Source organism: Sulfitobacter rhodophyticola (assembly GCF_041281685.2).
Classification (GTDB): Bacteria; Pseudomonadota; Alphaproteobacteria; order Rhodobacterales; family Rhodobacteraceae; genus Sulfitobacter.
In genome coordinates this window covers 2,284,377-2,298,961 of the sequence record NZ_CP166251.2, presented here as the reverse complement: position 1 = coordinate 2,298,961, position 14,585 = coordinate 2,284,377, and the positions used below count along the sequence as shown (strand labels likewise).

14 protein-coding genes and 1 tRNA gene are annotated in these 14,585 nt (G+C 59.1%); 8 read left to right on the top strand and 7 right to left on the bottom strand.

Features of this window, described 5'->3' with window-relative positions:
• The 5 genes from AB4X18_RS12320 to AB4X18_RS12300 form a co-directional block, all read right to left on the bottom strand.
• Positions 1-1,791 (bottom strand): FAD-dependent oxidoreductase, encoded by a 1,791-nt coding sequence (locus AB4X18_RS12320; RefSeq protein WP_370400353.1) that lies wholly within the window; start codon positions 1,789-1,791, stop codon positions 1-3.
• Between the two features lie 326 nt (positions 1,792-2,117).
• Positions 2,118-2,194, bottom strand: a tRNA-Arg gene (locus AB4X18_RS12315).
• A gap of 76 nt (positions 2,195-2,270) precedes the next feature.
• The gene (locus tag AB4X18_RS12310) at positions 2,271-3,656 is read right to left on the bottom strand and encodes a sensor histidine kinase (RefSeq protein ID WP_432816645.1); all 1,386 of its coding nucleotides are present in this window, start codon (positions 3,654-3,656) and stop codon (positions 2,271-2,273) included.
• Positions 3,657-3,695: 39 nt separating this feature from the next.
• On the bottom strand, positions 3,696-5,114 hold the full coding sequence (locus AB4X18_RS12305) for a dihydrolipoyl dehydrogenase family protein (protein WP_370400352.1): 1,419 nt from the start codon (positions 5,112-5,114) through the stop codon (positions 3,696-3,698).
• Positions 5,111-5,860, bottom strand: a complete 750-nt coding sequence (locus AB4X18_RS12300; protein WP_370400351.1) for a TVP38/TMEM64 family protein — start codon at positions 5,858-5,860, stop codon at positions 5,111-5,113. Before AB4X18_RS12300 ends, AB4X18_RS12305 begins: the two co-directional genes overlap by 4 nt.
• Positions 5,861-6,150: 290 nt before the next feature.
• Between AB4X18_RS12300 and rpmH the strand changes: the two genes are divergently transcribed.
• From rpmH to yidD, 3 genes are read left to right on the top strand one after another with little or no spacing between them, the layout of a single operon-like run.
• Positions 6,151-6,285 carry a 50S ribosomal protein L34 gene (gene rpmH / locus AB4X18_RS12295; RefSeq protein ID WP_007118882.1) on the top strand — a complete coding sequence of 45 codons (135 nt, stop codon included), beginning with the start codon at positions 6,151-6,153 and terminating at the stop codon, positions 6,283-6,285.
• 25 nt (positions 6,286-6,310) lie between these two features.
• Complete coding sequence (gene rnpA / locus AB4X18_RS12290; RefSeq protein WP_370400350.1) at positions 6,311-6,727, top strand: ribonuclease P protein component; 417 nt, start codon at positions 6,311-6,313, stop codon at positions 6,725-6,727.
• Positions 6,724-6,963, top strand: a complete 240-nt coding sequence (gene yidD / locus AB4X18_RS12285) for a membrane protein insertion efficiency factor YidD (protein WP_370400349.1) — start codon at positions 6,724-6,726, stop codon at positions 6,961-6,963. The genes rnpA and yidD overlap by 4 nt, the downstream gene beginning before the upstream one ends.
• Here yidD and AB4X18_RS12280 read toward each other — a convergent pair.
• The gene (locus AB4X18_RS12280) at positions 6,960-7,925 is read right to left on the bottom strand and encodes an alpha/beta hydrolase (RefSeq protein ID WP_370400348.1); all 966 of its coding nucleotides are present in this window, start codon (positions 7,923-7,925) and stop codon (positions 6,960-6,962) included. The two genes, yidD and AB4X18_RS12280, sit on opposite strands and share 4 nt — an antisense overlap.
• A gap of 79 nt (positions 7,926-8,004) precedes the next feature.
• Positions 8,005-8,535: a DUF3833 domain-containing protein gene (locus AB4X18_RS12275; RefSeq protein WP_370400347.1), complete on the bottom strand. Its 531-nt coding sequence runs from the start codon at positions 8,533-8,535 to the stop codon at positions 8,005-8,007.
• A 47-nt stretch (positions 8,536-8,582) separates the two neighbouring features.
• Here AB4X18_RS12275 and ttcA point away from each other — a divergent pair, with 47 nt between their 5' ends.
• The 5 genes from ttcA (at position 8,583) to yihA (ending at position 14,573) form a co-directional block, all read left to right on the top strand.
• The gene (gene ttcA / locus AB4X18_RS12270; RefSeq protein ID WP_370400346.1) at positions 8,583-9,428 is read left to right on the top strand and encodes a tRNA 2-thiocytidine(32) synthetase TtcA; all 846 of its coding nucleotides are present in this window, start codon (positions 8,583-8,585) and stop codon (positions 9,426-9,428) included.
• Positions 9,429-9,535: 107 nt separating this feature from the next.
• The gene (locus tag AB4X18_RS12265; RefSeq protein ID WP_370400345.1) at positions 9,536-11,074 is read left to right on the top strand and encodes a putative bifunctional diguanylate cyclase/phosphodiesterase; all 1,539 of its coding nucleotides are present in this window, start codon (positions 9,536-9,538) and stop codon (positions 11,072-11,074) included.
• 246 nt (positions 11,075-11,320) lie between these two features.
• Positions 11,321-13,171 (top strand): membrane protein insertase YidC, encoded by a 1,851-nt coding sequence (gene yidC, locus AB4X18_RS12260; RefSeq protein WP_370400344.1) that lies wholly within the window; start codon positions 11,321-11,323, stop codon positions 13,169-13,171.
• Positions 13,171-13,923 (top strand): MOSC domain-containing protein, encoded by a 753-nt coding sequence (locus AB4X18_RS12255; protein ID WP_370400343.1) that lies wholly within the window; start codon positions 13,171-13,173, stop codon positions 13,921-13,923. Before yidC ends, AB4X18_RS12255 begins: the two co-directional genes overlap by 1 nt.
• The gene (gene yihA, locus AB4X18_RS12250; protein WP_370400342.1) at positions 13,920-14,573 is read left to right on the top strand and encodes a ribosome biogenesis GTP-binding protein YihA/YsxC; all 654 of its coding nucleotides are present in this window, start codon (positions 13,920-13,922) and stop codon (positions 14,571-14,573) included. The genes AB4X18_RS12255 and yihA overlap by 4 nt, the downstream gene beginning before the upstream one ends.
• The last annotated feature ends 12 nt before the right edge of the window (positions 14,574-14,585 follow it).

Here is a 14,585-nt window from a genome sequence, read left to right as displayed (position 1 = left end):
TCAGAAGCCTTTGCGTGGTTTGCCATCAGGCGTGTAATTCCAGAACATCGGTCCCAGACCCATCGTCTTCTGGTTCCACTTGCTGCGCGGCAGGAAGTCAGTGAAGAATGATCCAAGATCATCCGGGCTGGGGGTGAACTTCAACTTCGGCAGCTTGAAATTCTTCGGCGGCCAGATCCGGTTGACCCCAAATGCCTTGTCAGCGGCAGACCAGAGTTTTGCACTGCCCGCGTAAGGCGCCCAGGCAACCTTGAGCGCTTGAAACAGCTCCGACGGGTAGGCGTCCGGCGTGATGACCTCGATCTTTTCGCCAGGCGCGCCACGTTCCGGCCTGCGGCTGGCATTCTCACGCACCCCTTCCGCCGCAATCAGTCCCGTGGCGCAGGCCCCTTCAACCGTGGCCACATCCGCAAAATTCCTCACGTATGTGCCGGCAAGGAACATGTTGGAAAACGCGGTCTTCACCTCAGGCCGATGTGCCCATGATCCCGTAAGGTTGGCGAATAATTCCTCGCCCGTATTGGTTTCGATCGACGTCTGATAAAGATCGATATCGGCCACTGAAATATCGATGTTCTTGTTGATTTCGCGCAGGATATAGTCAATCGCCGTCTTCGGGTGCTGAAGGTCAAGTATCAGATTGCCATCGGGATCACGCTTTTCCGGCTCCGCCGAAAGAAGCGATTTGAAGTCTGAAACCGTGACATAAAGGAATGTCTTCTCCAGTCCCCAGGTCTGGGAATAGTCCAGGAACGTCATTTCGTAATCAGTGTTCATGAAGACGACAACATCAGGCGGAATATCGGGGAGTTTGCGGTTGAGGTACAATTCGACCGACGCCATTGGTTCTGCTTCAAGGTACCGGACTTGCCCCAATGCGGGATCGACATTGTAAAGATCACCCGTGACCAACGGCGTGAACCCTCCGGGGGAAATGCTGATGATCACATCCTCTTCTGCCACATCGACCTTGATGCCCTTCTTCTTGACCTTCCATTGGGGGTTGATGGAGGGCGACGCCGACACCTCATCAAAAACAAGCTGTCCGATCTTCTTGCCGCTGCTGTCGGGATGGATGGCCTGCAACCGGTGCAGATATTTCAGTTCGAACCGCTCTCCATGGCTGTGCAGCTTCTTCAGGAACGGATCAAGCAGGGTGTCCTTCTTTGATCCTTTGAACAACCAAAGCTGTGGGACGGGAACACGATTGCCGTATTTCAGAAAGGTCTTGTAGCTGCGCGCAGACGCTTGCCAACTGTCGATCGCCCAAACCGTCTGCCAGATCTTTTCATGCAGTTTGGCAACCGTTTCCGTGCAATAGGGTCTGCTGCGCAGCCACCCGTTGAAGGAGATCTTGTCTAGTTCGTCATCTTCGCTGTCAGGGATCGAAAGCAGATCGACCATGGAATACATGAACAGAAAAAGCTCTTCCACCGGGGCCGCGCCGCCCGTCAGATTGCGATAGAAATCCTGAATGCCGCCCGGATTGACCATTTCCGGCATGTCCTGAACGTGCCCCTCATAAAGGAATTTGAACGCCTCGCGCGGGGTAAAATTCCGCTCGATCCCCAGATCCTTTGCCACGGACCAGAAGTTGAAATACCAGTTGCACAACATGTGGTAGCTATGCTCGCGCGGGTTGTCCCCATGGTCATGCTCCTTATGGGATCGCAGCATGCCACCGATAAAATCGTCCTGTTCATAAAGTGTGACGTGGTAATTGCGTTCAAGCAGCCGCAGCGCCGCAGTGAGCCCGGCAATGCCAGCGCCGACAATGGATACCTTATGCATGGATCCCCCCCCTGATTTTCAAATTTTTTTGTAGTAAATCCCCGGTCTACGGCTACCAGCCTACGCCTTAAGTTAACCCAAGGGAAACATTTTAGCCAAGAAGCGCGAGGCGATCAGCCATTCCGGAGACTACCGCCTCAGAATACCGCAAAATGGGTATTCCAGCAAAAGCGCAATTCCAATCGCTGTCGTCGCATTCTTAAAAGCAATGAACGCAAGCGGAACCCACCACCGATCCGAGGGCCGATACTGGCCCATTCCGGCAAGTGTTCTTCAACCTGAGCCGGCTCAACCCAAATGGCGTCGCATCATTTTTAACGGTGAAGTGGCGGACCGAGGAGGATTCGAACCCCCGACCCCCTGATTCGTAGTCAGGTACTCTATCCAGCTGAGCTATCGGTCCACTGCCCGGCGGTTTAGTGGCCCTTTGCTGGGTTTGCAAGCCCCTTTCAGATGCAGTCGGCATTCGCTACGAAAGGCTACAGCGTGCCGTCGCCCTTGGGCAGCGTGATGCGGAAAACGGTGCCGGTTTCATCCGTCCGCAGAAGCTGCAACTGGCCACCATGGCCCTTCACCAGTTCCGCAGCGATGGCCAGGCCAAGACCGGACCCCCCCTTGCGCGCGCCCCCCTGAAACGGGGTAAACAGATGCGCCTGCGCCTTGCCGGGCAGGCCAGGCCCGGTGTCGCTGACCTCGATCTCCCAGGCGCGGTCGGTATCCAGGGCGCGCACGCCAATTTCTCCGCCGGTGCCCGCAGTGCTCAGCGCCTGGCGCGCATTGCGTACCAGATTGGAAAGCACGCGGTACATCTGCTCGGGATCGGCGCGCACCATCAGGCCCGCTGGCACATCCACGGCAAAGCTGATGTCATGGCCCGCACTGGCCAGCCGCTCCCCCGCAAGCGCGTCTTCCACCAGTTCGGCCAGCGCGACCATCGTCAGGGTCGGCCCCGGTTCTTCCGCCTTGCCGAAGGCGAGCGTGCTTTCACACAGGTGCACGGCGCGGGTGATCGACCCCACCAGCTTGGGTGCCATGCGCTTGACCGTGGGGTCTTCGGACATCTCGATGCGGTCCGTGAACAACTGCGCCGATGTCAGAATATTGCGCAGGTCATGGCTGATCTTGCTGACGGCAGAGCCAAGCTGCGCCAGCCGTTCCTTCTGCTTCAGCGCCTGCGTCAGATCGGTCTGCATGGTGCGCAGGGCCACTTCGGCTTCGCGCAATTCGGTGACCCCGGCAGAAGGTTCGATGATCCGCCGCGCATCCTCGGGTGCCTGTGCATAGCGCTGCATATGACCCACAACCCGCTTGATCGGTTTGAGCAGCAAGGCCCGCATTGCGACGAAAAGCAGGCTCGCCGTCACGACGGAGATGACCGCTGACAGGATCAGGATGCGCACACCGTAATCCAGCATCGCCATGCGCATCGGTTCCGTTTCCATCGTGATCTCGATCAACAGGCCCGCGTCCCGCACAGGGGCGCCGATCACGCGGATGACTTCGTTCTCCGTCCGCAACAGCCGCCTTGTCGCGTCACCGATCAGCGACAGGGCCGTTGCGTCACGCATGTCATAAGTTGCAGCGATGGACCGGGGCATCGGCGACGACAACATCAATTGCCGCACCTCATCACGCCGCAGCACCACGTTGAAGACCTCTGCGTTCAGCAGCAATTCCTCTTCCAGTTCCGCGTCGATCATATCATCCGCCAGCAGCGCGAGCGAAGCAATCTGCGCGCGCTCCAACCGGTTGAGCATGTAATCCTCCCGGAACCGCGCAATGGACGGCACAAAGATCAGCACTTCCGCCAGCATCACGAAGATGATGGTCAGGATCACCAATCGGCCCGAAAGGGAGTTGAACATCGTCGTGTTACCTTAAGCCCCGCATGCCCCCTACCCGGCTCACGGAATATACCGCTGCACAAAGCCGACCACACGCTTGACCATGTCACTTTCAAACAGGCGCGGGCTGAAATACGCGCCCGCTGCGCGTTTGTTGATCTCGCCAATCGTCGGATAGGGGGCGACCATGGCGGCAATCTGGCTCATTTTCATGTTGTTGGCCAGTGCAAGCGCCCAGAGGTTGATCAACTCACCCGCCTGATAGCCGACGATACTGGCCCCCACCGGGCGGCCCTTGGCGACCATCACCTTGATGAAGCCCTTGGTCTTGCGTTCCGCGATGGCGCGGTCGTTGTGGGTGTAATGAAACCGCACGACCTCCAGCTTGATGCCATGGGCCTTTTTTGCCTCTGCTTCGGTCAGACCGACCTGCGCCAGTTCCGGTTCCGTGTAGGTGGCCCAGGGAATATGCGATGTCTTGGCCTTCGACGGAAGACCGAACAGCATGGAGCGGATGATCACACCGGCATGATACCCAGCCACATGGGTGAATTGCATGCCTCCGGCCACATCACCGATGGCATAGATCTTCTTGTTGCTCGTGCGCAGCGATGCATCCACCTTGATGCCGTTCTTGCCGGGCTTCACGCCTGCCTTCTCCAGATCCAGCTTGTCGGTATTGGCTTTGCGGCCCACCGCCAACAGCAGATGCGAGCCCTTGAAGACCCGGCCATCCTTGGCTTCGACTTCAATCGCGCCTGCCTTGCCCCGGATTTCTGACGCTGTCGCGTCTTCTTCAATCACCACACCTTCGTCCCGCAGCGCGGTAAGCACCACGGTCGCCAGTTCGGGATCATCCTTGCCCAGCGCCTTTTCTCCTTCGATGACCGTCACCTTGCAGCCCATGCGAACATGCGCTTGCGCCATCTCCATGCCGATGGGACCGCCGCCGATGATCAGAAGGTGCCTGGGTTGTTCGCGCAGGTCGAAAAGCGTTTCGTTGGTCTCAAAGGGCACGCTGTCCAACCCCGGTATGGGTGGCACCAACGGGGATGATCCGGTCGCAATCACGATCCGGCGCGCCTTGATGATCGTATCACCCGCCTGCACTTCGTCGTCAGAGATGAAGCGCCCGTATTCTTCAATGACCTTCACGCCAAGGCCTTCGAACCGTTCGACGGAGTCGACGGGCGCGATCTGAGCGATGACATTTGCCACATGGTCCTTTGCGGCGGCGTAATCTACCGCCCCCGCCCCATCGGCAACACCATATTGCGCGCTGTGCTGCTGGCCGTATGCCGCCTTGCCCGTCGCGATCAGCGCCTTGGACGGGACACAGCCGTAATTAAGGCAATCCCCGCCCATCTTGTGCCCTTCCAGAAGGACCACATCGGCGCCCATCTGCACCGCGCCTGCCGCTACCGACAACCCGCCAGATCCGCCACCGATCACCAGCACATCCGTCTTGATCCGGTTCATTTCAGCAATTCCTTCTTGCCTGTGAATGTCTTGACGATCACGGGCAGCACGGACAACAGGCACAAACCAAGGATCGGGAACAGGATATGCGGCTCAAAGATGATGCCAAGGTCGGGGCTTTCGCCGCGGGCAAAGACCTCTCCCAAGCCTGCACCGACAGAGGTATAGACCAAACCCCCCGGAATGATGCCGATGAAGGTTGAAATCACGAAACGGTACAGCGGCACACCCAGAAACGCCGGTATCAAATTGGCCACGAAAAACGGCACTGCTGGCACCAGACGGATGAAGAACAGCATGGACCACTGGTTTTCATCCAGACCCTTCTTCAGCCGGGCCACCATGCCGTCGGATGCGTCCATCCGTGATTTGAGCCGTTCGCCAAGCCCCATGCGGGCGGCAAGGAAGATCAGCGTCGCCCCCAAGGTGGCCGCGGTGATATTGGCTACCGTGCCCAGCGCGGTGCCGAACAGGAAACCCCCGGTCAGCGTTGCAATGGTCGCACCGGGCAGCGAAAAACCCACGATCAGCACGTAAACCGCGATGAAGCCAAGGATTGTCAGTACAAAATTGGCGTCCCGGAACGCCAACAACGCCTCCCGATTGTCGCGCAGCGCTTCAAAGCTGATGTAGTCGCGCAGCGTGAATGCACCCACAATTGCCACTGCGCCTATTATGATCAGGGGAAGATTGCGCATCAGTGGCGACTTTTGCGTCTGGCTATCGGGTTCAGTCATCTGCGTCATTTTTTGCACCATCATCCAAGTCCTTGCTATCCCACCCTAGATGGCGCTTTGCAGCGGAGGGCGACAGGGCGTTCACGGGCGCTTGATCATCGGTGTTCAATAAAGGCCGTATTGCCCCCCTGCGCCAGCGATATGAAACATTCTGTCGGGTCAGATGGCAGATTTATTGCAAGAACCGCGCAAAATCCCCTTTCAAGTGTTTGACTTGAGGCAGGTAGAACCGTAAAGACCGGGTCTGAATTGCAGCGTGGGCCGAATCCGGCTCCGCATCATAGATGGAGCAGGACGCGATGAAACGCACCTTTCAACCCTCGAACCTCGTCCGCAAGCGCCGTCACGGGTTCCGTGCCCGTATGGCGACAAAAGCGGGTCGCAAGATCATCAACGCCCGCCGCGCGCAGGGCCGCAAATCGCTGAGCGCTTAAGCGCCAGCATTTGCCGTAGACATTGATGCCGCCGGAGGCGCCCCAGACAGGCCATGCAGCCCGCGTCGGGGCAACACCTCCGGCGGCTTTTCTGCGTCTGGAAACCCTCACCAAGCGGGCTGATTTCCAGCGCGCCTCCCGTGCCGCCCACGTCGCGACGCCGGGTTTTGTCCTGCAGGTGCGCAAACACGGCGCTGATGAAACAGCCACTGCTGACATCCGTGTCGGGTTCACCTGTTCAAAGAAAGTCGGCAATGCGGTGGCCCGCAACCGCGCCAAACGCCGCCTGCGCGAAATCGCGCGGCTGGCTTTGCCCGCGCTTGGAAAACCCGGCCACGACTACGTTCTGATCGGGCGCAAGGGGGCAACCGCCAGCCTGCCCTTCGCCCAGTTGCAAGCCGACTTCGCCCGCGCCCTTGCCAAACTGCACGCTCGCACATGACCCTTATGGCACGCCTCTTTGCCCTGCCCGTTCATGGCTACCGTCTGATTTTCAGCCCGTGGGTCGGGTTCAATTGCCGCTATCAACCCACATGCAGCGCCTACGCGCTTGAAGCGCTTGAGAAACACGGCGCTTTCAAAGGCGCTGTGCTTGCCGCGCGACGGATCGGGCGCTGTCACCCGTGGGGCGGTGACGGATACGATCCCGTTCCGGGCAAGGAAGAAGACCGCCCCTAGCCCACTGGTGCACCGACAGGCCACAACACAAGATTGCCCGCACTGCCCGGCAGTCGCGTCGGGATCTGGTGACGGTCTGTATCACCGCGGATCGTCCGCTCCATATCCTCCATCATCAGGTCATCATGGAAATACCAGGTGTGTGCCGCGTTCGGAATGCCCGCGAATTTACCCCGGTTGGCATCGAAATAATTGCCGGTGTTGATGTTCACCGCCTTGTCGGGCCGCAGGCCGGGCAATCCGATGCGGCCCACGCGCGGTGACACGCCGATCCGCTTCACATTCGACAACGACAGCACGTCGTCGAACGGGTTGAAGTAGTTCGTCAGACGCACACAATGGCGGTACAGCGAACTGGACTTCGACGCTCCCGCTGCCATCGAACTGGCCGAAATATCACCGGACAGCAACAACACCTGGCTGACCGACCAGCTGTGGGACGCAACCTGCGGGCGGTCATCTGCATCATCAAATGCCTCCCGCACCACGTATGACCCCATCGAATGGGCCACCAGATGCAGGTTGATCCGGCAATCCGGCGTCTGCATCGCTGCAAAACTGGCGATCCCTTCGTCCACCAGCCGCAGGGCCGTCATCTTGGCATCCGTGCGGTCTTCGAGATAATTCAGCGCCATATCGTCGCTGGGCCAGTCAAAGCTGATCACCGTTCCTTCAAAACCGTTTTTCTCCAACCCCTTGCGCAGCAGCCGCTGACGTTCGAGCATTGTGAACATGGGCGTGTTGAACCCGTGAATATAGACCACGATATCGCCCACTGGGGCGTCATCTTGCGGACCGTGGCGTGCTTCGGCCATCACCGCCTTGATCCAGGTGTTCTTGTTGATCTGGTGGGTCGGTTTCGGGTGCTTCACATTGCTGGGGATTTTAAGAAAATAATTCGCGCCGGGTTCTGCAATGAACTCCCCGTCGCGGATGGAACGCACACAAAAAATATAGTCCATGAGATGCTCCTGAAATGGTTGAATGAAAGAATTTCAACCACAGGTATACACCTTTTGATCCCTTTCACGAAATACCGGTTTACCTGACCTTTTCGAAGGTGATCTGCACCTCGCCGATATCCACGCCATATCGTGACATGTACGCCCGGTTGAAAACGCGATTGTCGCTCAGCATCCACAGCCAATCATTGAAATCCACCCGCAATGTGCCGTCGGGAACCGGCAGATCGATCCGGTAAACCCAATTGAACGTATCGCCCCGGGCGACGCCCCGCGCCTGACCGATCACGCCATCGGCCGTGCCTGTCCATGTATCTGCGCCGGTCTTCTGCATCCGCCAGATGCGCTGCTCCGTGGTGGCGTCGGCATATACGAAATCCTCAACCAACGTTAGGGTGCGGCCATCCCATGTACCCTGAATATCTACGTCGAAACGGCGACGGACAGTGCCAAAAATATCCTGGAACTGCCCCTGGGCCACGACATGACCGTCAAAGAACTCCTCAATCTTCAGCACCTTGTCTGACAGCAAAGGATCTTCATCCGACGGCTTGCCGACACATCCCGCCAGCCCGAAAACCAGCACCCACATGATCACCACAATCCGCATGACATCCCCCGCTTGATCGCTTCTTCGGGATCAACTAAGCCGGAGCCATGCTGGATCAACCCGACGACATACATCCGCTGTTCTACGGCGCGCCGCAGACGACCGAGTTTCGGAAGCTGCGCAAGCGGATCGTGCGCGCAACCCGCGAAGCGGTGGACCAATACGGGATGGTCAACCCGGACAAGCCCCGGCAACGCTGGCTTGTCTGCCTCTCCGGCGGCAAAGACAGCTATACCTTGCTGGCGGTCCTGCACGAATTGCAATGGCGCGGCCTTTTGCCTGTGGACCTTCTGGCTTGCAACCTTGATCAGGGGCAGCCGGGGTTTCCGGCCACCGTTCTGCCCGCGTTTCTTGAAAAGATGGGCGTGCCACACCGCATCGAATATCAGGACACCTATTCGATCGTGATGGACAAGATCCCGGCGGGCCGCACGTTTTGTGCGCTCTGCTCACGGCTCAGGCGTGGCAACCTCTACCGCATCGCGCGTGAGGAAGGATGTTCTGCCGTAGTGCTGGGTCATCACCGCGACGATATCCTTGAAACGTTCTTCATGAACCTCTTTCATGGCGGGCGCCTGGCCACCATGCCACCCAAGCTGGTGAACGAGGAAGGCGATCTGTTCGTCTATCGCCCGCTGGCACATGTGGCTGAGGTCGATTGCGCGAAATTCGCGACCGCGATGAATTATCCGATCATCCCCTGCGATCTGTGCGGCTCACAGGACGGGCTACAGCGCCAACAGGTCAAGGCGATTCTGGACGGTTGGGAAAAGAACGCGCCCGGACGTCGTCAGGTCATGTTCAGGGCCCTGATGAATGCGCGCCCGTCGCATCTTCTGGACCCGAAACTGTTTGATTTCGAAGGGCTTAGCCTGAAATCAGACGTATTTTAAGCAAATTCCGACTTGTAAGAGGAGTTGCGTTAACACCTGCAACATCTATCACAGGTTAGCCTTCTTCATCGCAGCATGGCCGACATGGTGCTTGCAGGAGGGATTTCATGGCGCAGTTGCAGCATCCTTTGCTGACGGGTTTTCAAAGACGGTTGGCCCTCTACCTGACAGGTCCGCCAGCGCTCGCTTTCCTGCCCTGTATTTCACTCGCTTCCTATTGGTTTGGCGGGGAAGGCGCATTGATCGTTGTCTCTGCGCTGCTGCCGCTCATCTACCTGGCGGCCGGTGCCGTGCATGAACAGCAGACAACGGCAGATCGATACGGCGATGTCTTGCCGCGTGCGACGTTTGACACGCGGGTGGCGCAGGTGTTCGAACGCTGCGCAAAAGGCATAGAAGAGGCAAATCTGCTGTTTGTCGGGCTGGAAGATTTCGACGTGCTGGCTGAACGATATGGCCAATCCACCGCTGACCTTGTGCGCCAGCGGACGGCGGACAGGTTGATCGCGGTGCTGCGCGATGCCGATTTGATCGGCGAAATCGCCGAAGCGCGATTTGCCGTTTGCACCGCCCCCATGCGGAAACTGGATCTGGAAACCTGCATCCAACTGGCCGCCCGCCTTCAGGCCGCCGTTGAAGAACCCGTATCGGTTGATGGCACTGTGGTCTATCTCACGGCCTCGGTCGGTTTTTGCCAGCACGCCCGTGCGCCGGGTCGCACCGCAACGGACTGGATCGAAGCTGCAACAATCGCCCTGCGGGAGGCGCATCGCCACGGCCCCACCGCAATCCGTGCCTTCAACGAAGATATGTATCGCGCCCAAAAGACGCGCTCCAACCTCAGGGAAGAGGCGGCCATCGCGCTGGACACCGGACAGATACAGCCCTGGTTTCAGCCGCAGATCTCGACCGACACCGGCGAGATTACGGGATTTGAGGCACTTGCCCGATGGAACCACCCTGAACGCGGCATGATTTCCCCGGCCGACTTTCTGCCGGCGCTAGAGGAATCCGCGCTGCTGGAACGGCTGGCGGAGGTGATGATGTATCACAGCTTTGCCGCCCTGAAGGCATGGGATGGCGCAGGTGTGAACGTGCCGCAGGTCGGCGTGAACTTTGCAGGATCCGAATTGAACAACCCCCGCCTGCTGGAAAAGATCAAATGGGAGCTGGACCGGTTCGACCTCAGCCCGGACCGGCTTGCCGTCGAAGTCCTCGAAACGGTCGTCGCAAAGGCGCCCGACGACATGATCACCCGCAACATCAACGCGTTGGGGGAACTGGGCTGCCGTATTGATCTGGATGACTTCGGCACCGGCCACGCCTCCATCGCGTCGATCCGCCGTTTTTCCGTCGGGCGGATCAAGATCGACCGGTCGTTTGTGATGAAGGCGGACCGCGATCCGGAACAACAGCGCATGATCGGCGCGATCCTCACCATGGCCGAACGGCTTGGGATTGAAACACTTGCCGAAGGTGTCGAAACGGTCGGTGAACATGTGCTGCTTGCGCAATTGGGCTGCGACCACGTGCAAGGGTTCGGCATTGCCCGCCCCATGCCTTTCGAACAGACCCTCGACTGGCTCGCCCGCCACGGTGAAAAACTGCAGGACATGCCCCGCATCATGGGCGGCAAAGACGGCTAGTGCTGCGCGGTCAGGTCCGCGCAAGGCACTTCGCTTGATCGGGGCAGCAGCACCTGGTCCTGTATTGCCGTGTGGAAGCCCCGGCGGATCGGTTTGAAAACCGTGTGAATCCACCCTTGGCCTGCGTCCGCATAAACCCGCGCGGTGGCCCGAAGCCGCAGGCAAATCGCCCGATTCCGCTTGACCTTTGCCGCCGCACTCTGTTGAACCGCACCACAGCTTACATGACAGCATATGGCGGTTTTAATGGACGACCAGAACAAGAATCTCATCCTTGCAACGGCGCTCAGCTTTGTCGTGATCCTGATATGGTTCGTACTGTTTCCGCCGCCCGAACCGGACGTCCCGCTGGACGCGGCAACGGATGCAACGACCAGCACGGAAACCGCGTCTGTCCCCGCGGCCCCGGCGACGGGCACCGCCACGGCACCTGCAGACGCGGCCCCTGATGAAGCCACCGCAGAGTTGAAAGAAGCGCCCCGCGTCAGCATCGAAACGCCGCGTCTGACCGGATCGATCTCGCTGGTTGGCGGGCGCATCGACGATCTGAAGCTCAAGGACTACCGCACGACCCGCACAGATGGCGCGCCCATTGTCACCATGCTGTCACCGCAGGGCACCAATGACGCCTATTATGCGTTGCAAGGATGGGCGGCAGGCAATGGTATTGACCCCAACGCCGTGCCAGGTCCCACAACTGAATGGTCCCTGTCCGGTGGTGCGACATTGGCACTGGACCAACCCGTCACGCTCAGCTGGGATAACGGCGCGGGTCAGACCTTCACCCGCACCATCACGGTGGACGAAAACTATATGTTCACCCTCACCCAAAGCATCACCAACGACGGCGATGGCGCTGTCACCCTGTCCCCCTACGGCATGATCGTTCAACATACCGAACCGGATGACCTGGAAAACTTCTTCATCCTGCATGAGGGCGCTGTCGCCGTCGCCAACGAAGAACTTGCTGAAACAGATTGGGACGACATCGCCGAAGCAGATGTGAACCCGGAATGGGGCCGTCAGGCCATCGTGACCAAGGATGTTTCATCTGGCTGGGTCGGCTTCACCGACCACTTCTGGCAGGCGATCCTGATCCCGGGCGCGGGCCAGACCTTTGATCAGGCACTGACATATGACGCGCGCGGCGACATCTACCGCGCGATCACCCGCCTGCCGACACAGACAGTCGCACCCGGCACCAGCGCTGAAGTGACCACCCAACTTTTTGCCGGGGCCAAGGAATGGGCCATCCTGCGGGAGTATGAAGCCGAAGGCGTGGTAAAGTTCATCGACAGCATCGACTGGGGTTGGTTTTCGTTCCTGACCAAGCCGATCTTCTGGCTGCTGCACGAATTGAACAAGCTTATCGGCAACATGGGCTGGGCCATCATCGGTCTGACACTGATCATCAAGGCAATCCTGTTCCCGCTCGCCTACAAATCCTACGTCTCCATGGCGAAGATGAAGGAACTTCAGCCGCAGATGGAAAAGCTGAAGGAACAGGCAGGCGATGATCGCCAGAAGATGCAGCAGGGCATGATGGAGCTTTACAAGAAGGAAAAGGTGAACCCGGCGGCGGGCTGTCTGCCGATCCTGTTGCAGATCCCGATCTTCTTCTCGCTCTACAAGGTGATCTTCGTCACGATCGAGCTGCGCCACGCCCCCTTCTTTGGCCCGTTTCAGGACCTTTCCGCACCTGACCCCACGTCGATCTTCAACCTGTTCGGGCTGTTGCCCTGGGCGGGTCCCGCGCCGGAAACGTTCATGGCCCTGATCTTCATCGGGATACTGCCGCTGCTTCTGGGTATCTCCATGTGGCTCCAGCAGAAACTGAACCCCGCGCCCACCGATCCAACGCAGCAGATGATCTTTGCCTGGATGCCCTGGGTCTTCATGTTCATGCTGGGCAGCTTTGCCAGCGGCCTTGTGGTCTACTGGATTGCGAACAACACGATCACCTTTACCCAGCAGTATCTGATCATGCGCAGCCAAGGGTACAAACCGGACCTTCTGGGTAACATCAAGGGCAGCTTCAAACGCAAACCCAAAGCTGCAAATGATGCGAAGGAACCCGCAAAAAAGGGTGGCAAGTAGTGCAGGTCGCGGCGCTTTTTCGCCATCCGATCAAAAGCCACGGGCGCGAAAGCATTGATCAGGTCACCTTGACCGCCGGGCAGACAATGCCCTGGGACCGCTATTGGGCCGTCACCCACGACGCGACAAAATTCGACACCAGCGCGCCGGGGTGGGCCCATTGCCGCAACTTCATGCTTGGCGCGCGCACACCGGCCCTTGCCGGCATCTGGGCGCGTCTGGACGAAGCGGAACGCCGCGTGACGCTGTCGCATTGCGATCTGCCGGACCTCTCGTTTTGCCCGGATGACCAGTCAGATGTGGCGCGGTTTCTGAGCTGGGTGGCGCCCCTTTGCGATCCCGACCGCGCGCTGCCCAAGGATATCATCAGCGTTCCGGGGCGCGGCATGACTGACAGCGATTACCCGACCCTCTCGGTGATGAATATGGCATCGCATGATGATGTGGCGCTGGCGTTGGGCAATCCGATCACACTTGAACGGTGGCGCGGAAACATCTGGCTGCAAGGTGCCACCGCATGGGTCGAATTCGATTGGATCGGGCGTCGCCTCCGCCTGGGCGAGGTGGTGCTGTTGATCCGTGAACCGATCCGGCGCTGCATGGTCACAAACACCAATCCCGTCACCGGTCTGCGGGACACCGAAACGCTCGACACGCTCAAGACCCGCTTTGGCCATCAGGACTTTGGCGTCTATGCCGAAGTCGTGGAGACCGGGACGCTGCGCACGGGCGACAAGGCGACACTGATATGACACCCCTACCCTTCCCCGTGGCACAAGAGCCTGATCCCCAGATCGTTGAGCAGGGCCGCCTGCTGTTCGCCGCCGAAAGCACCTTCGTCAAAGGCGTGGTCGCAATGGACGGCTTGCCGCCCCCCGACCGGATGGAGGTTTGTTTCGCCGGGCGCTCAAACGTGGGCAAATCCACGCTGATCAACGCGCTGACGGGCACCAAGGCACTGGCGCGGGCCTCCAACACCCCCGGACGCACGCAGGAGATTAACTTCTTCACCGCCGGAGACAGCCATTATCTGGTCGACCTGCCCGGCTATGGCTACGCCAATGCGCCGCTTCCCGTCGTTGAGAAATGGCAGCGGCTGCTCAAACAATATCTGTCCGGTCGCCAGACCCTGCGCCGTGCCTTTGTCCTGATCGACGCCCGCCACGGCGTGAAAAAGGTGGATGAAGAAATCCTCAGCCTGCTGGACAGCGCCGCCGTGACCTTTCAGGCCGTGCTGACCAAGGCCGACAAGGTCAAGGAAAAGGAACGCGCCAAGGTGTTGGACCAGGTGCGTGACGCCCTTTCCAAACACCCCGCAGCATTCCCCGAAATCGTCGTGACCTCCTCGGAAAAGGGCTGGGGTATTGCAACCTTGCGTGCCATCATCGCGACGTTGGAATAAACCGCATGACCG